The organism is Erysipelothrix aquatica (assembly GCF_009828825.1).
GTDB lineage: Bacteria > Bacillota_I > Bacilli_A > Erysipelotrichales > Erysipelotrichaceae > Erysipelothrix > Erysipelothrix aquatica_A.
The window spans coordinates 186,380-210,445 of record NZ_WTTA01000001.1 but is presented as its reverse complement, the minus strand read 5'-3'; the positions used below and the strand labels follow the sequence as shown (position 1 = coordinate 210,445).

General features: G+C 37.7%; 19 protein-coding genes. 4 read left to right on the top strand and 15 right to left on the bottom strand.

What is annotated here, in order from left to right:
* Positions 1-28: 28 nt before the first annotated feature.
* From GVV22_RS01045 to GVV22_RS01010, 8 genes are all read right to left on the bottom strand, one after another.
* Positions 29-4,963, bottom strand: a complete 4,935-nt coding sequence (locus GVV22_RS01045) for a Cna B-type domain-containing protein (RefSeq protein WP_159648355.1) — start codon at positions 4,961-4,963, stop codon at positions 29-31.
* A gap of 20 nt (positions 4,964-4,983) precedes the next feature.
* A complete protein-coding gene (locus GVV22_RS01040) occupies positions 4,984-6,729 on the bottom strand; it encodes an RNA polymerase sigma factor (protein ID WP_159648354.1) in 1,746 nt (581 codons plus the stop codon).
* A 483-nt stretch (positions 6,730-7,212) separates the two neighbouring features.
* A complete protein-coding gene (locus GVV22_RS01035) occupies positions 7,213-8,046 on the bottom strand; it encodes a choline kinase family protein (RefSeq protein ID WP_159648353.1) in 834 nt (277 codons plus the stop codon).
* A gap of 144 nt (positions 8,047-8,190) precedes the next feature.
* Entirely contained in the window at positions 8,191-8,961 is a 771-nt protein-coding gene (locus GVV22_RS01030; RefSeq protein WP_159648352.1) for a response regulator transcription factor, read from the bottom strand.
* The gene (locus GVV22_RS01025; protein ID WP_159648351.1) at positions 8,951-10,636 is read right to left on the bottom strand and encodes a sensor histidine kinase; all 1,686 of its coding nucleotides are present in this window, start codon (positions 10,634-10,636) and stop codon (positions 8,951-8,953) included. Before GVV22_RS01025 ends, GVV22_RS01030 begins: the two co-directional genes overlap by 11 nt.
* A 51-nt stretch (positions 10,637-10,687) precedes the next feature.
* On the bottom strand, positions 10,688-12,349 hold the full coding sequence (locus tag GVV22_RS01020; protein WP_159648350.1) for an ABC transporter permease: 1,662 nt from the start codon (positions 12,347-12,349) through the stop codon (positions 10,688-10,690).
* A complete protein-coding gene (locus GVV22_RS01015) occupies positions 12,336-13,439 on the bottom strand; it encodes an ABC transporter ATP-binding protein (protein ID WP_159648349.1) in 1,104 nt (367 codons plus the stop codon). The genes GVV22_RS01020 and GVV22_RS01015 overlap by 14 nt, the downstream gene beginning before the upstream one ends.
* Before the next feature lie 24 nt (positions 13,440-13,463).
* Entirely contained in the window at positions 13,464-14,489 is a 1,026-nt protein-coding gene (locus GVV22_RS01010) for an ABC transporter substrate-binding protein (protein ID WP_159648348.1), read from the bottom strand.
* A 260-nt stretch (positions 14,490-14,749) separates the two neighbouring features.
* Between GVV22_RS01010 and GVV22_RS01005 the strand changes: the two genes are divergently transcribed.
* Entirely contained in the window at positions 14,750-15,613 is an 864-nt protein-coding gene (locus tag GVV22_RS01005) for a hypothetical protein (protein WP_159648347.1), read from the top strand.
* A gap of 33 nt (positions 15,614-15,646) precedes the next feature.
* On the opposite strand, the gene GVV22_RS01000 is transcribed toward GVV22_RS01005, so the two are convergent.
* From GVV22_RS01000 to GVV22_RS00980, 5 genes are all read right to left on the bottom strand, one after another.
* Positions 15,647-16,165, bottom strand: a complete 519-nt coding sequence (locus tag GVV22_RS01000; RefSeq protein ID WP_159648346.1) for a GNAT family N-acetyltransferase — start codon at positions 16,163-16,165, stop codon at positions 15,647-15,649.
* Positions 16,166-16,227: 62 nt separating this feature from the next.
* Positions 16,228-17,076 (bottom strand): helix-turn-helix domain-containing protein, encoded by an 849-nt coding sequence (locus GVV22_RS00995; RefSeq protein WP_159648345.1) that lies wholly within the window; start codon positions 17,074-17,076, stop codon positions 16,228-16,230.
* Between the two features lie 125 nt (positions 17,077-17,201).
* Positions 17,202-19,262, bottom strand: coding sequence for a WxL domain-containing protein (locus GVV22_RS00990; protein WP_159648344.1), 2,061 nt, complete (start codon positions 19,260-19,262; stop codon positions 17,202-17,204).
* A gap of 17 nt (positions 19,263-19,279) precedes the next feature.
* Positions 19,280-20,308, bottom strand: coding sequence for a DUF916 domain-containing protein (locus tag GVV22_RS00985; RefSeq protein ID WP_159648343.1), 1,029 nt, complete (start codon positions 20,306-20,308; stop codon positions 19,280-19,282).
* Positions 20,309-20,399: 91 nt separating this feature from the next.
* Entirely contained in the window at positions 20,400-21,122 is a 723-nt protein-coding gene (locus GVV22_RS00980; protein ID WP_159648342.1) for a WxL domain-containing protein, read from the bottom strand.
* A gap of 343 nt (positions 21,123-21,465) precedes the next feature.
* Here GVV22_RS00980 and GVV22_RS00975 point away from each other — a divergent pair, with 343 nt between their 5' ends.
* Together GVV22_RS00975 and GVV22_RS00970 are read left to right on the top strand one after the other, a co-directional pair.
* Positions 21,466-21,867 carry a DUF2513 domain-containing protein gene (locus GVV22_RS00975; RefSeq protein ID WP_159648341.1) on the top strand — a complete coding sequence of 134 codons (402 nt, stop codon included), beginning with the start codon at positions 21,466-21,468 and terminating at the stop codon, positions 21,865-21,867.
* Positions 21,864-22,223 (top strand): hypothetical protein, encoded by a 360-nt coding sequence (locus GVV22_RS00970; RefSeq protein ID WP_159648340.1) that lies wholly within the window; start codon positions 21,864-21,866, stop codon positions 22,221-22,223. Before GVV22_RS00975 ends, GVV22_RS00970 begins: the two co-directional genes overlap by 4 nt.
* Before the next feature lie 75 nt (positions 22,224-22,298).
* Here the strand turns inward: GVV22_RS00970 and GVV22_RS00965 are convergent, their stop codons facing one another.
* Positions 22,299-22,874, bottom strand: a complete 576-nt coding sequence (locus tag GVV22_RS00965; protein WP_159648339.1) for a YdcF family protein — start codon at positions 22,872-22,874, stop codon at positions 22,299-22,301.
* Between the two features lie 167 nt (positions 22,875-23,041).
* Here GVV22_RS00965 and GVV22_RS00960 point away from each other — a divergent pair, with 167 nt between their 5' ends.
* Positions 23,042-23,293 (top strand): hypothetical protein, encoded by a 252-nt coding sequence (locus GVV22_RS00960; protein ID WP_159648338.1) that lies wholly within the window; start codon positions 23,042-23,044, stop codon positions 23,291-23,293.
* Between the two features lie 9 nt (positions 23,294-23,302).
* Here the strand turns inward: GVV22_RS00960 and GVV22_RS00955 are convergent, their stop codons facing one another.
* Positions 23,303-24,058, bottom strand: a complete 756-nt coding sequence (locus GVV22_RS00955; protein WP_159648337.1) for a copper homeostasis protein CutC — start codon at positions 24,056-24,058, stop codon at positions 23,303-23,305.
* Positions 24,059-24,066 lie beyond the last annotated feature (8 nt).

The window sequence follows — 24,066 nt, the reverse complement described above, 5'->3', positions numbered from 1 at the left end:
GACAGAATGACTGTGGTAGCTTTTTTACTTAATTGTGACGTTTTCGATATACCGAACGAATCATTGTAAAGAGTCCTACGATTATACTTGCAAAGCCAAATAGTAACATCGAATTCCCCATTCCAGTATTTGGTAGTGACGAATCTTTAGATTTTGGATCCTTATCGACACCTTTAACTATTGGTGGTTCATCTTCTACATATGTGTTTGTAATCACATTTCCATTTAAAGACTTAACGTATCCTTCAGGAACATTGATTTCATCAACGGTATAAATATATGCGTTTCCTGCCGAATCGACTGCATCAAGATCACGCCATAGCACGGACGTTTCACCGTTAAACAAAGATCGCGGTTCTTGATAGGCAACACCATTACGATACAATTGAACGGTAATCGTAGGATGCGCAGTTGGCCCACCTACCCACACTTTTTGAATTTGCATCGCAAGTTTTCCGGGTGTGAAGGTATTGGTAATCGTTGTTCCATCAACATGTTTACTATATCCGGAAGGAACATTGATTTCATCAACAGTATACGTAAAGGGGTTTCCCATCAAATCTGTTACTGGAAGTTGTTTCCACGTATAGGATTCTTGGCCCGATTCCAAATCAACCGCATCGAGATATGGTAATCCGTTTTGATACAGTTGCATTGATATCGTTGGCTTTAATTCTGGTCCATCAATCCACACTTTACGAACGGTAAAATCGGTCATTGCTGGAATGTATGTGTTTGTGATGGTTGTGCCATCAACGTGTTTTTCATAATGAACAGGAACTGCAATTTCATCAACACGATACTCAAATGGATTGCCATCTTTATCATTGGTATCCAAATCTGTCCATCGATAGGTTGTTTCACCATTTTCAAGAACTACAGGATTGCCATATGCCTGATCATTTTGGAAGAGTTGAACAACTATCTCTGGTTTAATATCAGGTCCATTGACCCACACCTTATCCATTGTATAATCCATTTTATTAACTTTTACGGTATTTATAACTGTAAAGGTTAAAGACGATGACGATAATACTGCGTCAATAGACCCACCTTCAACGTTATACAAGTCAGAAACAATTTCAGATGCTTTAATTCGTGCATTCTTAGGAAGTCCCTTGACGACAATTTTACGGTTCGCCGGAATCCTAATAATACCCTCTTGAACCATGAGTGATTCAATATAGGTCATGTCTTCTTCGTAAACTTGAATCATACCTTGGTAACGTTTGTAGTTATCAGTATTGTCGTCTGTCTCATCAAAACTTACATTAAATGTGAAGCTTCGATCTTTATTTAGACGTACGCCTTCCGCATCATGTAAGACTTTATGAATCGTTACATCGACTGTTTCTTTGAAGTAACCAGCATTTCGAATAGCTGAAGGATTCAAACGATCTAATGCAAAGTCACTGGTTGTAGCACGACCATTTGGCTCAATATGTGACCCATTTTCATCTGGCATCTGACGAGTCAGCGTATAACCAACTGGTGTGATGACTTTGATGCGATACTCTCCTTGACGGTATACATCCATACTATAAAATCCATTAGTATCCGTTCTTACTTCATAAGGATTCCCGGACAGATCATAAACATCATTGCCAGCTTTATCCACAAGCCGCACTGAATAGGCTTCAAAAGTCGTGTCTGTCGCCTTATCAAATAAGCCATCTTCGTTAAAATCATCGAATACGTGGCCAGAGACGTTGTACTTTACGATATCGACTGTAGAATGATTGGATTCAAAGAAATCAAGATTAGACGTTGTTGCTACACCAAAAGTATTTACTGCTTTATCGAGCACATCCAATTGTATATCCCTTGGAACTTTGAAGGAAACATCGAACTGAATTTCTTGACCACTTCGAAGTACTGCGCCGGGTTTTAAAACTATTTTAAATGCCGTCACCGCGTCATAGTTTGTCGGTGACGGAGTCCAATTTGCACTTGTGTAGAATGTCTTAACATCCGGGGTCACTTCGTCTGTTGTATAAAACACAAGTAAATCATGAGGAACCTGAATCGGTCCAGATAGATTCAATTTAAATGTGGAATTTCGAGCAATCCGACTCGGAGACTCTAATGACATGTCGGTACTTACCGTTTCATCGCCAACTTTTGGCAATAAGTCAAGAATATTAAGATTGCTAATATCAGTTACAGAATTATTGTATAAAGATAATTGATAACTCATTTCCGTCCCAATTTCACTCAATCCGGTACTTGGCGGTAAGATATAGTTAGAATCTAAAGACCCTTTTACCGCTTTTCGAATCATCAATTCTCGAGGTGGAACATAATTAAACTGTGTAAGCGCTGAGGTGATTAGATCGTCAGTCGCACTGTTTTCATTCAAATCATACTCATCAGAAACGGGACGTGAACCCGGCTTAACCACGTTGTTGTTTTTCCATGAAAGAATCGCAGTATTGATATTCGTTCCCGGATTGGTGAGTTCGGTAATTTTCGTTTCATACTGAATCGAGAGTACTCCTGTTTGTGCGCCATTTGTGTTTGTTCCCGTATAAGTCATACCCTCCAGTTTCCAAACAAGGGCGGTATGTCCGGTTCCTTTAAAATTTGAAATAACTTCGGGTTCAAAACTTCCTGTCGTCATCAAAGATTCAATAACTGATGATTTAACAAGAGATGCACTACCTGGTACATACGATGTTCCATCTGGAATGATATCAACCAGAGCATTTGAATCCACAAATGCCATATCACCAACGAGATTGGAAATATCAACATTGAGTTGGAACGCAACATGGTCATTAATGAAATAATTTAATTTCCTATTTACGACGTCTTTTCGTAAAGACACGGTTGGATTTACGCGTGAATATTGAATATAATCAGAACGCTTCCCGGTTAAACTTAAGCCATTTGAATAGGTAGCTTTGAACCCCGCATCATTACTTAGTCGACTTGTTGTTGATGACTCACCTACAACAGGTACCGTTTTATCACGCAATTCTGAACCGATAAGAACATTTAAAGTTTTTCCAGGTGCTAGATATGTATGATCCACTGATTTCACCGTAACTGCCACTGTTTCAGCTTTCAAGGGATAGGTATGTTTTACCTTAGGATCAACATTCGTTGCAATGATTTCCTGAGTACCATCTTGTAACGTCGCGATAATATCCAGTGTTCCAACGACTGTTGTCTGAGCATTAATTGTCACATATGTATACTTGAGACGTGCGTCAAGGCCACTATCAACAATCTCGAACGCATTTAGATTTAAATTGGGATGAGCGGATGTTGCCGAGTTGCCAATGGATAATCGCCATTCGTGGGTTCTATCGCGATCTTTTTGATAATCTAAGAAACTCCACGGTGAGATTGTTTTTCCAAAGGAAAATGATGTAGGTTCTGGTACCGGTTTGGAGGCATCAAGTTTAAAATCAATGGTATCTGTACCTTTAAATTGAGCCTCATACTCTGGACGGTCTTTTGGTGCTGCAGTTACTGTCGCCGTATTGGTCAAAGTTTCATTAACTGGGGCATTCGGGAATTTCAGATTTAGTGTCGCACTACTCGAGAAGTTCTGGTAATAAAGGCGAATCCCATCTGAATTTGTATATGTCTTACGCGCCGTACGTGTTGCCGCATCATAGGTCCATCCTGGATTATCTTCAGCTACAAAGATAGCTCCTTTTGGTAAGACGTCTTCAAAGATAAACGTATCATAGATGCGAGACCCTGGTGCCGATGTTGTGTTTGTTGCATTCAAGGTATACGTAAATTGAACATTGTTGAGTTGGCTTAAATCATCCGTTAGACGTGTTTCGTCGTCAGGGTGACTTGTGCCTCCATTCACTACACGATTGTCAGAACTTGTCCATGAACCCGCATAAATCATTTTATCTAAACGGGGTTGAACTGTATTGATGATGATATCTTTTATTGTTTGTGCAAGGACTAATTCATCTTTTTGTTGTTTTAAAGTTGCCTCAATTGCTACAGGGAAACCATTTGGTGTTTCACCATTATGAGTAACAAACTTCATCGGAATATCCAAACTTGTTCCTGAAGCTAATGCAGCGAGTTTATAAATAACTTTATAATGATCACCTGCATCAATGACCTCTTTCGATACCTGAGACGCAATATCTGAGGCAACAAACGTACCATCAACCAAATGTTCTTTAGGTATCTTAACTTCCAGAATCGCATCTGTAAGCGTTCCACTATCTTCAGTTAACGATATACCAGTGTAAAAGAGAACTTCCTCACCGGATAAGAACTTTGCATCGGATGGCAATGTGTAAATATCAAACCTTGATACAGCAATGTTTGCTTTGCTATCATCAACAGATACTATAGGTTGTGGTTGTTCTACAACTTCTATCGATTGTGGTGTTCTAATGCCCTCTTTTGCAATCGAAGAAACTATCGGTTCTTCCTTCAAGATATCCTCTGTTGGTGTTTCGTTTGTAGGAATTGTAATTGTAAATGTTTCTAGAGATTCCAATGTATTCATAAATTCTACATTTACGACAGGATTGTTTTCATCGTTGCTCAGTTTCGCCGTGAATATGACAGCACCCTCAAGCGCATCATCCAAGTTGATCTGAATCCCATCGTTTTCGATTGTTGCTGCTTTGCCTTCTATAAGCACAACATCATTGATTGTTTTAGGAAGTGGTACTTCAATGTAATCTCCCTTTACAAGGTCTTCACGCAATTCATGCGGAACTTGCCATTGCAGCGAAAATTTTAAACGACCATCTGGAATAAAATCAGAGCGTGCTTCACCCGCCTCATTTAAAAATGACAGTGACACGGATCGCAATGCATTCACGTTATGTTCTTCTAATAGGTTTTGAATATTTCGTAAATTGGGAGTGTGTGTTTGTGCATTAATCGTTATTGATGTAATTACAAGAGAAGCGACTAATGCAATAAAAATAAATCCTTTTTTGACTGCTTGATTGAATGTTTTTAATTTCATTTTCTTACCTTCATTCATAATTAATTCTTTAAAATAGTGACATCTCCGAAATGTAATGCTTTAAATGCTTCCAGTTTATGGGTTGAATCCAAACTCGCTGCATATAGGGAATATTTCCCATTAAAATCTTCATTGAAAGACGATACAATACTTAATTGTATCCAATCACCGTTGCGGTTTTGCAGGTACATTTCGGCGTATCCAATATATTGATTATTACGCTTTCCAACACTAATTGACTGACCAAGATGGGTATATGAGGTCCATGCATCAGGATTCAATGTGTTCCCATAATAGTCTTTACTAAACATCGCTAATAGTGATGGAATATTACGATTAGCAATACTTTGTGTCATCTCATTTTTGACATAGATATATGGGTCAAAGTCTGGTCTAGGCTCTGGAGGTTGTGGGATTGCGGTTGGTTTTTGACTTGTTTGGGGTGGAAGTCCTTGTATTGTTATGGTTATCGTTGTTTGGTTATAATGTGATTCTGATTTGGGCAGGTTAGTTAGCAACACGTCTATTTGGTCACCGTTTGCAAGGGCTTCCGATTTTGAATATACGATACTAATGCCATCCAGATGCGATGCATACCATGCACTTTCTGTATTCCATAGGGCTTCTATGGAACCACTTCCATCTTCCCCCGAAGTAACGAAGTGAATATCATCAAATGGATTGATCACGGCCGGCTCTTCCAAACCAGTTACCGTATAGTTTTTTTCGAGTGTTGTTATTGCATAGTTGGATTCAAAAAAGTCATGTCCAAATCGAACCTTGATAACATCTCCATTCGCCAACCCAGATGATTTAGAGATGGAATACGATGTAGTTGTTAGTGATTTTGGTGCATCAACAAGTTGTAATGAGGCTGTTCCTAATGTTGTTTCACCATCGAAACTAATGCGCAGATACGCAAAGGGATCAAAACTAACCTTATTTTCTACTACAGGTATAACTGGCGATTGGGTTTGATTTATAATGGCAAATGCTACAATTGTTGTCACCACACCAACGGTCGCGATGACATTTGCAACATGGCTTGGTTTCTGCGATTTCGTGGAACGACCACCAGTTACACCTTCACTCACAACAATCGTATATGGCGGCACTGTTACTTGTGGTTGCATCATTTTTAGCGCATACACAAAAAGACCAATTGGCGCAATGCTAAAGAATGTTACGCCATTGTTTTCATGCTCAGTGATTTTCTTGCGAATTTTATCTTTCGCATACTTTAGGCGACTCTTTATTGTACTTTCACTAAGTTCTAAATACGTTGCAATTTCACGAATTGTCATATCTTCATAGTAAAATAAGAAAGTGCATAAGCGTTGGTCTTCAGGAAGACTATCCATAATATTCTGAATAATCTCCGATATTTCCTCTTGATTCGCACTTTCATCAGGTTGCGTGAAAGTATCTGTATCTTCAACCTCAAAATCAACATCCTCTTCACGCGTTATATCCGAAAATAACACTGGTTTATTCTTTTTCAAGAAATCTTTCGCATTATTCAAAGCAATTTGATTGATCCATGCAGCAAAATTAGCAACTGTATAGATTTCCAAGCTATCAATTTTTTTGAATGCTTTCAGATAGGAATCCTGAACAAGATCCTCAACTGTATGCTGATTTTTAATTAGTCTGCGAATAATATAATAAACTGCACGAATTGTTTGATTGTAAAGACTCTCAAAGTCATGCATTCCCGATTCGGTATATGGCCAATCATTTCCGGTAGTATTGTTGTTACGTTTCATTTCTAGACCCTCTTCCACACATTTGTAATCTATAGGACTGATATTGCTGATAAATCATCAACCAAAGCACAGCTTTTTTTAAATTGCTAACCTCATAGCTGTTGGAGTCACTTACAAATAGGTTCTTAAGAGTCATATCAAATTCACTCAAATCTTATCACCCCTCATTAAATAGACGAATGAGATTCAAAAAAGACTTATTTATTTTATGTTTTACTCAATTCTTTAAATTCACCTAAATCAAAAGACCATCAACACGCATCCCCCCCCAAAAAAAGGTAATACATTGTTTATGTTGTTTTATCTTGTATATATTAAGCTATATGTTTTAACAATTCACGGTTTAAGCACACAATTTATCACAATCTTAACAATTAACACCGTTCAAACACTTCACATCATAAAGTATGTTCTGTTTCTTTGTTTACTAACAAGTTTCTCTGTGAAATTTCAGATAGAAAAAACACACCATGACAGTGTGTTCTATTTTCGGAAAATTTTATTAAGATTTTCTTTCAAACGGTGGAATCTCAGATTCCCATATTCGATGAAATCTTCGGTTTCGTAATCATCCTTTAGTGATTCTCGGATATAGCCCCAAAGACTCCACAACAAATCAATATACACTTTATTCAGTTGCAGTTGCAGTAAGTCTTCATAGGTTGGTTCTGTTTTAAGGTATGCTTCCACAAACTGACAATCCATTGAATGCGTAAAATCCGCTTCAATCGACACATCAGCGAGATCCCAATACCGTGAATTCATCCCTCCATATTCCCAATCAACAAGAAACATATCTCCTGTTCTACTGACTATGAAATTTTCCGGTAATGGGTCGTTATGGCTCAAAACACGTTTTGCTTCTTGATCTTCATGATACGCATAAAGCATGAATACTTTATCACGAATTTCTGAATAGCCTTCTGGAAAGTACCCCTTCAGTTGCAAGAGTGATAACTCATACTTTTGAACCATTTCCATAACATTAAAATCAATAGGTACTGATGGCGCTGTTTGGTGTAAATGTGCCAACAGTTTTGCAGCCTTTTCTAGGTTCTGTGATTCTTGTAATTGTTTTGCGTTCATCGTTTGCGCACCGTCAATGTATTCCGATACCTTTAAACCTGTAGTATCATCAAAATGAATCAGTGGTGCGTCAATCTGCAATGGTGCTATCGTACGTACAATTAAACCTTCATGAGAACGGTTAATAATTTTATCGGTATCCTTACCTGCAAGGCGGATAACCAGATTGGTATCCTTCGTTTCAACACTATAATTTCTATTTGTGAGTCCTCCAAGTTGCGAAACATGCAAGGGTTCCCCAAGGTTTAATGTATGCAATATTTTTGTGATTTCTGCCTGTTTTATCATGACTATAGTATAACAGTTATATATATTTGTTCAATATATTTGATTTGTAATGCTTTTTGAACACGTATTCTTACTGTTCTTACTTTGTTAGGCTCGAGAATAGTACGTTTTTACAATGTTTGGTGCCACCCCAACAACTTTATGGAATACTTGATTAAAATATTTATAATCAGAAAATCCAACCATTTCTGCAATTTCGTACATATGATATGACTGTGTTTTGATGAGGTCCAGGGCTTGTTGGATTCGAAACTTCGTCAAATACTCATTAAATGTCATTCCAATAAATTTTTGGAATCGATTGTTGATTGAGGTTGCACTTTTACCGGTATACATACGAATATCTTCCAGAGTAATTTTTTCATGATAGTGCTGTTGAATATATTCAAATGCTTTCATAATTGTGACGGATGCAACAACTGGTGTTTGTTGTAAAACACAATAGATATCAGCGACCTCCTTCGCGCCTTTCGCATAAGCCCGACGCATATGGATTTCACTGATTGCACGTTGAATACTGTGCGTTAACGCAACATGATCTAAAGGCTTTAGAAGGTACTCTGTGACACCAAATTCAATTGCTTTTTTGGCGTAATCAAATTCTGAGTGTCCGCTAATAATAATCACACTATACGTTTCTCTTGGTAGAAGTTCCAATAATGCGATACCATCCATTATCGGCATGTTGATATCTAAAACAATAATATCTGGTTTTTCTTTTTCAATGAGGCGGTATCCTTCGTTCCCGTTTGCAGCTTCGCCTACTACGGTGCATTTAAGTGTATCCCAGTCAATTGCACGCCGGAGCCCTTTTCGTATAATTGCCTCGTCTTCGATAATACATACTCTATACATCATTGCTTTCTCCTTTGGGAATAATAAGCGCTATATGCGTCCCCATCGTATCACTCTCAATTGTTACTTTACCATCATCCCCATACAATAGTTCCATTCTTTGAAGCACACTCATAATCCCATAGCCAACATGATGCGATTTACTGTCATAAGATTTTAGTGCTTCAAGTTGTGCCGGATGCATCCCGCCCCCGTCATCAATCACATGTAGGAAGATATGTGTCTCATTGGAGTATCCGAGAACACCAACGGTAAGTGTATCCTTATAGCGATAACCATGCTTCAAACAGTTTTCAATTAATGGTTGAATTAACAGCTTCGGTAACTGTTCCTTCAACACATCTTCGCCGATATCAATCGTATAAACAAAACGTTCTTGAAGTCGCAATTTATTTACTTCTAAATAGAGCTTAATGTATTCGATATCTTCTGAAAAGAGTACTTCATTGGTATCTGGTGTTATGCTGTAGCGGAGTAAGCGGGTTGTGTTCAGAATTAGTTTTTCAGCTAATTGGGGGTCATCAACAATTAGGTATCGAATCGTTTCTAGGGAATTGTAGAGAAAATGCGGATTGAATTGGGCTTCGAGTTGCTTTATTTCTGCATTTTTCCGTAATTCAAGAAGACGCTCATTACTAGAAATGAGTTCTGATAATTGGGTTCCCATATCATTAAATGCATGTGCCAATTTTTCAAACTCGTCATGCGTTGTGAGCGAAACATGTGTATCTAAGGCGCCACTTTTCATGCGATCAACCGCTTCAATCAAAGTCGCAATTGAACGGCTTGCTTCGCGTCCAATTTTTCGCGCCGATAGTTTATTAATACGCTCGACAATATATAAGGCAATCGCAACAACCACTGACACTACTATAAAGGTTAGCGCTAACGAATCCTTTTTCACAAGAACATGAATAATAAAACTATCCGACCCGAACATCTTAGAATTCACGCGATACGTCGTGTGTTCTAGACTTAGCGTATCATTGCTAACATTCGGAAACTTCATCGATTTCGTCACAAAATCTCGAGATGTCGACGCAATGACATTGTCAAATCGGTCTGCTAAAACTAAGTGATTTCCTCTTTGATACTGCAAAAGTTCGCTATATACACTTGCATCCACAAAATAAAGAACTTTAAGTTGATTTTGATGCTCATCTGTATAATTGCGCCCATAGACAACTTTTGTTGAAGGATCGCTCCCTAAATTCGTGATGACAGTTACGAGTGTGTCATTAGAGTCTAGGCGCTCTAAAACAAGGCGGTGATAATAACGCAGAAAATCATTACCCTCTAATGACGGCTGCGTAATTAAAATAGGATAGTTCGCGTCATCATACATAATCATATGAACATTTCCGTCAAGTCGTGAGTTGATTGCATAATATTTCTGATAGATGTCATTAGAATACGCTTCGATGTTTACTTTCATGTCAGAAAAATTGTGCCCTTCTTCCGTAAAGCTAAAAATCTCATCAATACTTGATTCAATACGCATGACCTCTTGGGTTATATATGATTGAACATTCCGAACTTCGAAAACATTGGTATAAATGTAATAGCCAAGAAATGACAATCCGGCCATGAGTAAAGTGACCAGCAATGGAATGCGGCCATATTTGATAAATGTCTCTTCAATTTTTTGCTCAAATGTTTTGAATTCGGAACGTTTCATAAGTTCATTATAATATACAAAGACAAAAAGAGAAAAAGGATTAACCTTTTTCTATATTTGTATATTTTTTCCTTTCGATAGTTTCATAAAGACGAGTAACGAAATAATGGTTAGCCCTGTCAGGATTGCTGATAATGCAGCTGCGATTCCATAGTTTCCACGAATAACTTGCGTATAGATTGAAACTGTCATGGTTTGCGTTTTTGAGGTGTAAAGAATAATGGCTGTTGATAGTTCAGAAATCATCGTAATCCAGCTAAGGATTGCACCTGAGATTACACCTGCAGACATCATTGGCACCGTAATCTTAAAGAATGTTTTTGAATTACTGGTTCCAAGCGAAATTGCTGCTTCTTCCACACTTATTGATATTTGTTGTAGAATTGCGACTGATGACCGAATAGTATATGGTAATCGGCGCACAACTAAGGCAATTATCATAATTGTAAACGTTCCTGTTAGCATAAATGGTCGTTTCGATAACGAAGTTAGCATTGCGATTCCAAGAACGGTACCTGGAATAATATATGGAATCATTGATACGGCATCGACCGTGGCAGTCAATGGATTACGACGACGTACAGCTATATACGCAATAATAACTGCCATGATGACAATAATAACCAATGCGATTCCTGGAATAATAAAGGTATTTTGAATACTATTTCCAAGTCGCGAGAAAGCTTCTCGATAACTATCCAACGAATATCCATCTACAAATATTAATCCTGATGTTTTTAGGAATGATGTGTAGAAGACATAAACTTGGGGCATAAATGCAACTGCAACAACACCATAGACAAATGTGTGGACCATTACAGATAATGATCGTTTCATTGGCTTAGGATCAATACTGTGCAAGGCACTCATTGAGAACTGATTACGATTGGATAACCAACGTTGGAAGAGAAAGAAGACCGTTGTGAGAAGAATTGCAATGACAGAGATGGCTGCAGCAAATCCTGTGTCTCCTCCCATTTCCGAGATAAATTCATCGAAAATAAGACGTGGGAAGGTTCGATAACCTTCTCCAATAAGCATTGGAGTTCCAAAGTCTGCAAAGGCCCGCATGAAGACAAGCAATGCACTGGCATAAATTGTTGGTTTGATTAACGGTAGTACGACTTTGAAGAACCGTTTAAATCCTGTAATCCCCATACTTTCAGAGGCTTCAAACAAGGAATTATCGACACTGCTGAGTGCCCCTTGAATGTAGAGGTAAACTAACGGAAATAGTTGTAATGTGAGGACTAAGAGAATACCACTAAAACCGTAGATGTCAGGAATTACAATTCCAAACGTATTTAACATGAATTTAGTAATTAATCCACTTCGTCCCAGTAACAAAATCCACGAGTAAGCACCGATGAATGGCGCTGACATGGAGCAAAGAATAATAATAACGTTTAAGAACTTTTTGCCCTTTACTTTATAGACTGTTGTAAAGTATGCTAATGGAATTCCAATTAACAATGTCAGCAACGTTGCAATAATTGTCACTTGAAAACTGTTGACGATTGTCTTGAGGTAATAGGGTTGACTAAAGAATTTATTAAAGTGCGTGAGTGTAAATCCACCCATGCTTGGATCATAAATAGACTGCGCTAGAAGATTAACAATCGGATAAATAAAGAAGAGTCCATAAAGCACAAGTACAATGAGCGTTGATGCTTTCCAAAAATCAGGTTTTCGCATTTTATTAATTAAGGTCATGGTGAACACCTACAATCAAGTTCTCTTCTCCATCAGCCGTATACACGTTGATTTTTTCAATTTTAATTCCCACTTTAACGGTTTCACCTTCTTGATATAAGTGATTGATCGCTGACTCTTCGACTATATCAACAGTATCACCAGTCTCTAATTGAACCGTATAGTGAGTATTGAGACCAAGAAATACTGTTTTTTTCACAGTTCCAGTTGTTATCGCTGTGGATACATCATTTGTAATTATAAATTCTTCTGGTCGAATTGAAATCTTGACGGATTCTTCGTTTCCATTACGAACCATTTTTGTGGCATCCAAGTTAATAGTAGGTCCTTCGTTTAATTTTAAGGAGGAACCTGTCAAACTACCTGTTAAAATATTGGATCGACCTATAAATGTCGCTACAAAAATATTGCGTGGACGCTGGTAAATATTTTGAGGTGTTCCAACATGTTGTATTACACCATCTTTCATGACTGCAATTCGATCTGAAACAGACATTGCCTCTTCCTGATCATGTGTCACGTATACAGTTGTTATATTGACAGACTGTTGTATCTCTTTGATTGCTGTTCGCATATCAATACGTAACTTGGCATCTAAATTGCTGAGTGGCTCGTCCATCAGCAATACGTCAGGTTTGATAACAACAGCACGTGCTAAAGCAACCCGTTGTTGCTGTCCTCCAGAGAGACGTTCTGGCATACGATCTGCATATTCGGAAATTTGCATTGTATCCAACATCGCGTTAACAGATTTGTGAATTGTGTCTTTATCCATTTTGCGATTTTTTAATCCAAATGCAACATTATCAAAAACTGTTAAATGCGGAAAGATAGCATAGTTTTGAAACACCATTCCGATATTTCGCTTTGAAGGTTCCATGTCATTGATTCGTTTTTCATTAAAGAAAAAATCGCCCCCTTCAATTGAGTTGAACCCCGCAATCATGCGTAATAATGTGGTTTTTCCGCATCCAGATGGACCAAGAAGGGTGAAAAATTCACCCTCCTTGATTTCAATTGAGAGATCCGGAATGATTGTATTTTGGCCATAACGTTTTATAGCATTCTTGATTGAAATATTTACACTCATAATCTAACCCCGTTTCTAATCTAATTATTGTAATTCAGCAAATAATTTTGTGTAACGCTCTACAAGTTGTGTCTTATTCTGATAGACATACTCCATGTCTTCATAAATTAATGGCAAGGTTGCGTAATCTTTGAGATGATCCCCTGTTTTCGCACCTTTACGTACTGGACGGTTCGTCAACTCTGAACCAAAGATATTCTGAACTTCTTCACTAAGAAGGAAATCAATAAATAATTCTGCATTTTCTTTATTCTTAGCATTTTTGATAATTCCTGAACCCGCTGGAAGGAAGACACTTCCCTCTTTTGGATAAACAATTTCTACATTTTTGGCACCATCTTTAACAAGTTTTGCTACTGGATCTTCGTAAGTTAACCCAACCCACATTTCTCCATCAACAACAGATTTATAAACTGAAGACGATCCCGATTGGATTTTTCCATCCCATTGTTGGATTAATTTACCAACATAGTCCCAAGCCTCATCATTCATATAGTCATCATCTGGACTCATGGCTAGGAGTATATTGGTCAACTGCGCAAAAGCACTGGATGAATTTGATGGATCCGCAGTCGCAATTTTTCCTTTGAGTTCAGGTTGTAAGAGATCTTCGTAACTTTCAATTTTGAGATCTTTCGTAAGTTCTTTATTTACGATTAAGACACTTCCGTCTAAAACTGTGTATGTAATATAACCCGTATTGTTTTTATACTCATCAACAACGTTTGCATCTTCTTTTGAGACATACGGTTCAAACAAATCTTTGTTTGAAATATATTGTGTATAGGTTCCGCCAAACAAAACATCGCCATATGGGTTTTCTTTCTCTGACTGAATTCGTTTGATTAATTCCCCTGTACCTGCAGAAATAACTTCAACTTTTATGCCCGTTTTTTCTTCAAAAAGTGGTACCACAGCATTAATCAAGCCTTCACTATTTGGAGAGTAAACAACAAGTTTTTTATTTTCTTCCGACTTACCTCCGTCAGAACATGCTACCAGCATTAATGTAACGAGAAGCAGAATACTCATGCGTTTGAATTTCTTCATATTTTCCTCCTGTATTGTATGAATACATCTCTTTCATACACATATCTTACTTGTTTAGTAACCGCTTTCACATACCTATTTATAACAAAAAAAGGGATAATATCACAATTGTACTAGAAATTAATCCTACATCGATTTCCAATTATTACTTTAGATTGTTGTGATCTACACTCCAAAAACAACAGAAATTTTCAGTATATTAATTGCTCGATACAATCACAGGTGGTAAAATCAGTATAATAAAAAGGCGGAGAAAAGTGATGCTAAGTGTAATCCTCACCTACGGCTCTAGGATTCGTTATGCATTACTGAATAAATTAACCATGAAAAAAATACTCGTGTTAGGTACTTTACTACTTATGCTTGGTCTCTTAGTGGCGACTACATACAGCTACTGGCAAGATATCTCTATCAAAAAAAATATTATCACAACAGCTGATGTTACCTTAAAGACGGGTACCTTTTCATTAGCTAACATCCATCCTATTGGCGCCACAGATTTTCAAGAGACTACCCGATACGTTGAGAACAACGTCGTCTATTATAAAGATATGTATTTATTGCGTTATCGGACAGGCTGGCATGATAAGCTACCGGATTCACCTGATATTTCTGAAGGTTATAGTGGACATTACCGCTTCTACAGTAACCAACATTTTATCCAAGCACGTTACTTTATCGGCGATTTAGTAATTATGAATGAAATTGTCTACCGCGCAGATAATGGTGGTGCATCGAATATGACACCCGAACAATCCGATGGATGGAATGGTTGGAAGAAAATGGGACATATTTCAGATCTTAAGTGGCAAAAAACGCGTACCTATGCTAAAGGTTCCGTAACCTATCACGAGCAGAAATTATATGTTGCGAACGAAGCGATCCAACCCAATCACCATCCAGAACCTGGCATCGACTTCGGATGGAATCTGCAAAATACGCTCCAATATGACCCCTTTACTATTTATAAGAAATCAGATGAATCCCCAACAATTGTGGCTGCGTATGACGCCAATAACGAACATCGACTTTATCTTCTAAAATCATCTTCAAATTATAGGAATGGCATTTACACGCGTCCGGGTCAAGATACAACCGTTTGGGTCCCATATCCTTTTAACTAATACTAAAAGAGCATCTTTATAAGATGCTCTTCATTAATATTCAAGAAGCCTTGGATTGTTCTTTTCCAGTGTTTGCCAGAAATCATAATACTCGCGGGCAGTCAGCGGATAATCAGTAGAAAGGATGGTAAATTCTTCGCCACGCCAATTATATACAATCTTCGTCTCATTGTAATGGTTCTTTTTATAAAATTTGATTCTTCGTCGACGGATTGGGGCGTCTGATTTTTTAGGACGTACGACTTCAACATCTGCAAAAATCGTACGCTGATAGCGTTCTTTTATTAACGCTAATGTCGCGGAGCCCAAGCCTTTACTTTGAACTTTCGGATCAATTGCAAAATAGATGAGGTGTACCAGGGTATCAGTGAATAAAACAATTGTGAAACCTACAAAACAATCATCGTCCAAAAGAACACAAACTTCGCTGTTTGTGCCCTTATCGTCATAGATATAGTTTAAGTTTTTACGTTCGTTCTCAGGAAATGCATTAGTATATAATGTCTCTATATCTATTTTATGTGTATCAGTTATCGTTTTTAGTGAAAGCATCGTATCTTTAAATCTCTTTTCTATCTAAGAACTATCATACAATGGTAGTGTATACTTGTAAATTAACTTTGTTGATGCCTTTGTGTAATGTAATATGCTTGTTCAACGATATCATATTCATTTTCGATACTTTGCAAAATATGGGATTGATCGATAATTCGAATATTCTGTTCGGAAAAATATTTAAAAATTGCATAAAAATAGCGATACTCTTGGGTGTTGATGTAAAACATTGGATCCATTGATAACGAATACGTTTTACTGTCCTTAAGGACAATTGTAGCTGAAACAGACTCGCGTAGCATTGCATACTGACGCGGGCGATAATTCAAGCCTTTACTTCCGGCATATCCGTGAGTATCGATTTTAAGAATAATTGTATCAATCGCATCGTAAGCGATGTATAATCCTTCTCGTTTTCCCATCAAGCCTTTCAAAATTTTCATGCACGATAGCTTGCCTTGGGTGATGTCGACATTCAAACCGAATTGTTCAATTACAAAATAATTATGATAACGTCTATAGTCAAACAATGACAATGTTGTGAATAATGCAAATACAAATACCGCAATACCCAAATAAACAAACGCATACAAAAGTGAATTGGTCAGTGATACTAAGGATGCCATTAGAAACATCATCGGAATAAAGAGCGGTATAATTAAGCGCCATTTCGTTTGTGGTTTCCCAAATGCGAATGGCATTGGAAACGCTACGTCTCCCAAAATCAAAGTATCCAAAGGAATTGCTAATAATTTACTCAAGAGCACTAAGTTATCAATCGTTGGATAGCTTACACCTTGCTCCCATTTCGATATCGATTGTCTTGCAATATTCATTTGGATTGCAAGATCTTCTTGGGTCAACGACTGCGCTTCTCGAAATTTTTTAATTTGTTGATTCAGTATCATTTTAAGCTCCTCCGTCTTCCCATATATTAACGATAATTGAGCATAACGTCACGCACTTTTCAGGTGCATGCACTCAAATGTCCATGAATTTAACCAAAATAAAAAAGTTACCCTGTTAGAGTAACTTATTCTGGCACACTCGATAAAACCCACTCGACATTACTTTCGTAAGTTCCGGGTTTTAGAGTGTGTGTATCCAGTTCAAGAGTGACCTTTTCATTTGTATCTGAAGCACGACCAAACCAACTAAAAATCCAATGTCCTTTTCCTGACTTCTTATTCGCTCTCGCAATCCGAGTTGGTTGGTTATCCGAATATAGAGTCACTGTTTCATGGACTGTCTCGACACTCGTAGTCTGTGTATCTTTGCTTGAAGTGTATGTGTTTTGAAATGTAAGGGCGCCATCCACTTCGTGATAATCATCTTGACCGGGTGTTCCTTGAGAAAATTTTCCCATTGACACGCTAAGATCCCAACCAGCTTCGCGTCTGGGGTGATTGAATACTTGTACACTAGGTTCTATTGTTTGGGACCTAAACTGTTGATTCCCTTGTCCAATCTTTTGATTTCCAAAAACAAGTGGTTCGGGAACTGATACAATCTGGAGCATCCCTTGTTGCGATGATGCGGTCGTATTTCCAATTTTCTGTGTATCATTAACATCATACGGATTCACTGGAACACGAGCGCTCGTATCCGAAATTCCACCATATAGGTTTATGTCAAATCGAACTTCTTGGGTGATGTCATAGGGTTGTGTCAATTCAACATCGCGATACCAACCATAGAACACATCATCATAGCTGCTCATATCGGGATAGTTCACTAAGATTGTTCCCGTTCGAACTGTTTCTGATTGTAAAAGTACAAAGGTACTTTCATGCTCATTTGGTTGTAAATAGAAGTTTACATTAGAATTCTCTTTGACCTGGTAGTAGATTCCTGCTTTCGGTTGATATGATGCATAGCCACTCATTAATTGATTTGAGGTCCATTGTGATTTATTATCACCTTGCTTAGCCCAGTATCCTCTATAACCATTTGAAGTCTTAGCAGCAGGCAATTCCGATTTGTAGAAGAAATCTGCATTGTTTCCTTCTGGAACAATAATACGTTCTAAATACGTAGCACCTCTAAATGCACTCTCGAAAAAGCCAACCCTTGGATTAACTCCAAAAGTATATGGAACGCTAAACTCAGTTACTTTTGTTAAAGCAAGAAAATCTGTTGCCTCACCAGTTGACGCTCCTAAACCACTCAGGTTCCATGTTTCAGTTCCAATGATAGTTTCAAGATTCGTTGCTAGATAGAACATGTACATGATTGAGTTTATTTTACGAGTATTAGAACCCCAGGTAAGATTCAGTTCTGTAATGTTATGTGCGTTGACAAACATCGCTTGCGCATTTTCAAGACTGGATACATTCCAAGTTTCAAGACCTGTGATAGCACTGTAGTGTGTATCCCTAAACATTACGAAAGTTGATTTTAAATTCCATGTGGTATTGCCCCATGGAAGATGTAGGGTCATTCCCGGACGTCCGCTATGACCAAACATTGCTGATGTACTCAATGCACTGGACATATTCCAAGTTCCAACTCCATCCAAAACAGTAGGTCCTGAATAACTATAAAATAAGTTATCAAAGTACGCGGTTTTGCTTACATCGAGATTTTCTAAACCAATTAATTCAGCTTCAGTACTTGTAAAAAACTCCGTGAAGTAGTAGTTCGTCGAAATTCTCCCTCGAAACTCGACACGTTTCATTTTGTAGTTATCTGCCGGTGTGCCTGTTCCATTCAATATTTGATACAAACTCTTATCAATATTTGGGAATGTAGGATTAGAAACCCCTCTCCCGTCAAAAACAACCGTTTGATAGAATGTATCGTAGGTGTATGGTACATTTCCAAGTGTTCCATAGGCACGGGTGTCTACTCTTGCTTCACTTACATCCAACTCTGTTTCTACGGAGTCGTCAGAGTTTTCACTGAAATCTAGAGCATTTGCTTCTTTTTCAGTTTCATCACGAGTCGGCTGTTCATTCAAAATCCCCTCTATATCAAAGACATTTGTCGTCGGATGTTCAACTGGAGCATGATCTTCTGCGTGAATCAAGGATCCAGCTATGGTCATCATAATGATGATACTTCCGATGAATATTCTATTATAGTGACGTTTCATTCTGCTCCCTACACTCTCTATTTAGTATTTCTTTTCGCTTTTCTCTGTTTCATGATAATGTACACAAGACCACCGTTAACAACAACCAAAACTGCGAGACCAACATAAATCATGATATGCGTACTTTTGACTTCGATGGTTGCATTAACATCGTCAACCTTATCAGCGCCAACTTGAAAGTAATCGCTAAAATTCCATGTTTCTTCGCCTGAAGTCACTGTGAAGTCGTATCTATATTCCTGTGAGCTGATGCGTTGATTCGCATTTTCAGATGTAAAAATGACATCAAATTTGCTATGTGGAAGAGTGCTTCTATTTTTTTCATCAACACGTGCAACAACCTTGCCATCTGATTTTTGTTTAATCTCGCCGTTAATAGATACATTTGACATATTCAAACCTGCATGATTTTCAAGACTCACATAGTATGCAGGTGCCATTTGATGTACTTTAACGCCAGCATCCGTTGCTTGTAATTCTGGTAAAACCGGATTCATTGTGTTTCGTGCTTGTACAGCAACAAGATACTTTACAGATGAATTGACACCGACACTATTTTGTTCTTTTACTTTATCTGTTTCATGTGTTGCTGTGATCGCCAACCCACCAAGAACAACGCCATCAAACGCTTGTGCAGGCATCGTTAGATCAACATTAATAATTGCACTTTCGTTGGGATTGATGATGACATCATTATTTTGAATTGAAAGCATTGAGTCCATAGTCGTTGGAATAAACGGACTTGGTTTTTCATTTTGTGTATAGTCAGCTTCACCATTAGCACGAGTGACTGCATTTGTTTTATCGATATGTACTGTCATCGGTGAACTTCCTGTGTTTTTGACATCGAGTTGTAATGCATCCGACATTCCCGGTTCCAATAAAATATCGAAGTATCCGCGATACTCAAGATCACTTCCTATTTGATGCTCTGTGAAAATCGGGGTGACGGTAAAATCACTATATCGCTCTGTATCCGCATTTATTGTATTTACTTGTAAGGCCACCAATACAGCAATTAATAAAAGTTTTAATGATTTTTTCATAAGTTATCTCCTTATTTTTTCTAGTGTATGAAATATAAATGTAATGATGACCTCAAAAGAGGGAGTGGGCAAAATAATTGCCCACTTACAATTATTGTGGCGTCGCGCTAAGTGTCCATTCAAGGTCAGCTGAATACGCTCCGGACACAACTGTATTTGTATCCATTTCTAAGGTAACGTTACTGTTTGTTTGATCCGTTTTATAGTTTGGTGCATACCAATGGAAACCCCACAGTCCAAGTCCTTCACCTTTCGATGCACTTGCAATTTGCGTTGTTTTTCCGGATTCAACAACTACTTTTGTATTAACATTTGATGGTTCTTTTTGTGAAGGTTTGTTGTTTCCTTCAAACATAGTTGTATTGTTGAATGTGATAATTCCTTTTGTAGTTTTACCTGCATCGACTGCTTCATTGTTTGTGAAATCCGAAAGAGCAACACTTAGGTTCCATCCATCTGATGCAGCACCACGTTTATCTTGAACTTGAATATTTGGTTTGACTAAGTCAGATTCAAATTTCTGTGTTCCTTTACCAACTTTATGACCGCCAAAATTCATCGCTTTTGGATATGCAGTAATTGCTAATGGACCTTCTCCATTACCATTTTCAATATCTCCTGGATCTGTTGGATCTGTTGGATCAATTGGGTTAACTGGATCTGTTGGTTCATTATCAATTGTGAATGATACTGAAGCTTTTGAAGTCTCAGACTTTGGTGTGTCTCCTTCCTCTGCGAAGATTGACATTGTTCCCACCAACAACATTGATGAAGCCATCATAACTGCCAACGGCTTGATAATTTTCTTTTTCATTTCTATTCCTCACTTTTCTGCTCTTTGAGCACAAGGAGATAATAAACAAAATCCGAAAATTTGTGCAATTCTCGTCATAAAACACTATGAAATTGTCACAAACATATTAAATTTATTGAGATAAATGTAAGAAATGTTAAAAAATGACAAAAATTGTAGGCAATTCGTTAATTTTTACCTCATATTTCTGAAATCGCATTCAAAAAAAAAACTGTACAAGTGACTCAATCTCGCAGACAATGTTTTCTGTTTATCATATTCAATAAATGAATTTCCAAACATTTAACTTCATAATTAAAAACACACCTTTACTGGTGTATAATTTAGATAGGAGGTAATTCGTATGACACTCAATATAGATTGTATTCGCGATGTACTAATGACCTACATCACACAAAAGACCGATGCTTCAAAGATCATCACTCAAGATGCCTTGAATCTCGAAATGTACTCAGAACAAGATGTAACCGATAGTCTAAGACATATCCATAATGAACATATAGGAACAGTTGAGTTTTCTGACTCCTATAATTACAATCCAAAACAAACCTACATCATTGGTATCACCGATCATGGACTTTCGTTTGTTGATGCGATTAAAGATCCTGCACTCTTCGAGGAATTCAAAAATATTATTGCTGCAAAGTATCCTATTTATGATTTAAGTATTTTTGTATATGGATACCATGCCTATTTAGCAACTAAATATGGTAGAACGACTGAGGATCGTAACACTGTGCAATGAGACCTGAGACGACAAAATCAATACGGATTCTGCTTTGGTTTGTTGCCTTTCTACCCATTATTGCTTTTAGTTTTTTACTAATTGCAATGTACACTGCTTGGGATTTGATTATGCCAACACCCACGCATCAGTTTTTAACTGGGATTATTATAGCAGGAGCCTATATTCTTGCCTATTGTACCGTTGCTAAAAACAAGTATATGAATCTTTTGGGTGTATTATTGATGGCGCTTTGGGTTTCCTATTTGTTTATCGAAAACTCACATAAATTTCCGCCAATCAAAACAGCACCTCTGTTTGTAATCTACTTCGGAACAATCCTTTCAATTACATGTATTATTAACCATTTTGAATAGCTTTAATGATCTAGAAAAACTCTATCAATTTGATAGAGTTTTTCTTTAGATTAATAATCACGAAATCTATAACTTCTACTCGTGCGTAAATATTAAATGATAGCCCAATGCTACAACCTCACGAAGATACGATACAAAGGTTGCTCGCGTTTTAGAATGTGCTGCAAGCCCATACACTGTGCTCACACCATTTTGGGTAGCAGTTCGTTTGGCACGATAGATATGAAAATCGTTACTGACAACGATTGCTGTCGAAATATCATGTAAAGCACTCGCGTTTTGAATGTTCTCGACTGTTGTCGTCGAAGTTGACTCGACGATGATTCGATTGGCATCAATACCTTGGGATTCTAGATACCGTCCCATCACAACACCCTCCGGTTCAATCTCGTCAGGTCCTTGACCACCGGTCACAATCACTACTGTTTGAGGATTCGCTTCCAGATAAAGAATTGCTGCATCTAGACGCTCTTTTAAAATTGGCGATGGTTCATTTCCCCATGCTTTCGCCCCCAAAACAATCATTGTATCAATTCCTTCAGGCGGAACTTCACGATAGGCCGATAATATAAGTCCAAACACAATAAGCGCATAAATGACACCAACACCAATAATACCAAGAATCCATTGTAGAACCGTTTTTCTTTTCATATCGCATCCTCACCTTTTTAACTTCATCAAAACGTTAGTAGCTCAATTTCATATATCGTACCACAATCATTGCAACTGCAAGACGTATATAATCTTCCAATTATCAAAATTCATCAAAACTTGATATAATAAACGCAGCTAACAACTATACCGAAAGGAAATTGCCAATGAAAAAAATCAAGAATTTAACGAATGCCCTCTCGATTTATATTATCGTGTATTATTTTTTCAATTCAATGAGACTTGATGCTGACATGCGATTGGGACAAGCAAATAGTATGTATTTTAATGCTCCTGTATTCTTTAAATGCTTTATCTACATTGGACTTCTCCAGCTTTTTGTTGCTATCGCCTTGCTCTTTTACGAGCTACAATATGACAAGCACTTGGAAGAACATAACAACCAAAACAAACTATAAAAAGCAGCTTCAAATTGAAACTGCTTTTTTCGTATTTATTACATCTATCATTTGCTTCAGTTTTTCTGGTTCAACCCCATCATAGTCGCCAAGATTACTAAAAGCATACGAAACATTTTCAGCGCGCGTGGTCGGGTCCGCATACCACCCTTTGAATGAACCGTGTAATTGTTTTACACCCGTTTGATCGATCAGACTTAGTGCATTCGCAGCACGAATTCCCGATCCTAAGCACAATTCAATGCGATCACCATATTTAGTTTGTAATTCCTTTAGCAGTGCAACACCTTCGATTGCGGTATCTTTCAAGCCACTGGTCAAGATACGATCAACACCGCATGCTATCAATACTTCAATTGCTGCAAACGGATCTTGAACACAATCAAATGCACGGTGGAAAATTGCCTCAACATGATGTTCATGGCAAAGTTTAACGAAGCGCTTTGTCAAGGATGCATCGACACTTCGGTCAGCATTAAGAAAGCCGAATACTAAACCATTGGCACCCGCATCAATCAGTTGCTTTGCGTCAATAAACATCGTCTCGACTTCCATTGCATCGTAATGAAAACCACCGGGTCTCGGACGAACCATCGCCACAATCGGAAGTGTTGTTACATTTCGTGCCATCATTAAGGTTCCAATACTTGGCGTCAATCCTCCTAGATGAATTCCATTATTTAACTCAATACGATCTGCACCACATTGTTCTGCGATTTCGCAGTCTTTAGGTGATGCCGCAAGTACTTCAACACAATATGACATAATATCTC

What these genes read in the sequence shown, in the direction of transcription:
- GVV22_RS00960 (WP_159648338.1), top strand. Translation starts at nt 23,042, where the DNA reads ATGAAAAAAATCAAGAATTTAACGAATGCCCTCTCGATTTATATTATC.
- GVV22_RS01010 (WP_159648348.1), bottom strand. Translation starts at nt 14,489, where the DNA reads ATGAAGAAATTCAAACGCATGAGTATTCTGCTTCTCGTTACATTAATG.
- GVV22_RS00970 (WP_159648340.1), top strand. Translation starts at nt 21,864, where the DNA reads ATGAGACCTGAGACGACAAAATCAATACGGATTCTGCTTTGGTTTGTT.
- GVV22_RS00975 (WP_159648341.1), top strand. Translation starts at nt 21,466, where the DNA reads ATGACACTCAATATAGATTGTATTCGCGATGTACTAATGACCTACATC.
- GVV22_RS01025 (WP_159648351.1), bottom strand. Translation starts at nt 10,636, where the DNA reads ATGAAACGTTCCGAATTCAAAACATTTGAGCAAAAAATTGAAGAGACA.
- GVV22_RS01045 (WP_159648355.1), bottom strand. Translation starts at nt 4,963, where the DNA reads ATGAAATTAAAAACATTCAATCAAGCAGTCAAAAAAGGATTTATTTTT.
- GVV22_RS01005 (WP_159648347.1), top strand. Translation starts at nt 14,750, where the DNA reads ATGCTAAGTGTAATCCTCACCTACGGCTCTAGGATTCGTTATGCATTA.
- GVV22_RS00965 (WP_159648339.1), bottom strand. Translation starts at nt 22,874, where the DNA reads ATGAAAAGAAAAACGGTTCTACAATGGATTCTTGGTATTATTGGTGTT.
- GVV22_RS00955 (WP_159648337.1), bottom strand. Translation starts at nt 24,058, where the DNA reads ATGTCATATTGTGTTGAAGTACTTGCGGCATCACCTAAAGACTGCGAA.
- GVV22_RS00980 (WP_159648342.1), bottom strand. Translation starts at nt 21,122, where the DNA reads ATGAAAAAGAAAATTATCAAGCCGTTGGCAGTTATGATGGCTTCATCA.
- GVV22_RS01030 (WP_159648352.1), bottom strand. Translation starts at nt 8,961, where the DNA reads ATGATGTATAGAGTATGTATTATCGAAGACGAGGCAATTATACGAAAA.
- GVV22_RS00985 (WP_159648343.1), bottom strand. Translation starts at nt 20,308, where the DNA reads ATGAAAAAATCATTAAAACTTTTATTAATTGCTGTATTGGTGGCCTTA.
- GVV22_RS01000 (WP_159648346.1), bottom strand. Translation starts at nt 16,165, where the DNA reads ATGCTTTCACTAAAAACGATAACTGATACACATAAAATAGATATAGAG.
- GVV22_RS01040 (WP_159648354.1), bottom strand. Translation starts at nt 6,729, where the DNA reads ATGAAACGTAACAACAATACTACCGGAAATGATTGGCCATATACCGAA.
- GVV22_RS01015 (WP_159648349.1), bottom strand. Translation starts at nt 13,439, where the DNA reads ATGAGTGTAAATATTTCAATCAAGAATGCTATAAAACGTTATGGCCAA.
- GVV22_RS00995 (WP_159648345.1), bottom strand. Translation starts at nt 17,076, where the DNA reads ATGATACTGAATCAACAAATTAAAAAATTTCGAGAAGCGCAGTCGTTG.
- GVV22_RS01020 (WP_159648350.1), bottom strand. Translation starts at nt 12,349, where the DNA reads ATGACCTTAATTAATAAAATGCGAAAACCTGATTTTTGGAAAGCATCA.
- GVV22_RS00990 (WP_159648344.1), bottom strand. Translation starts at nt 19,262, where the DNA reads ATGAAACGTCACTATAATAGAATATTCATCGGAAGTATCATCATTATG.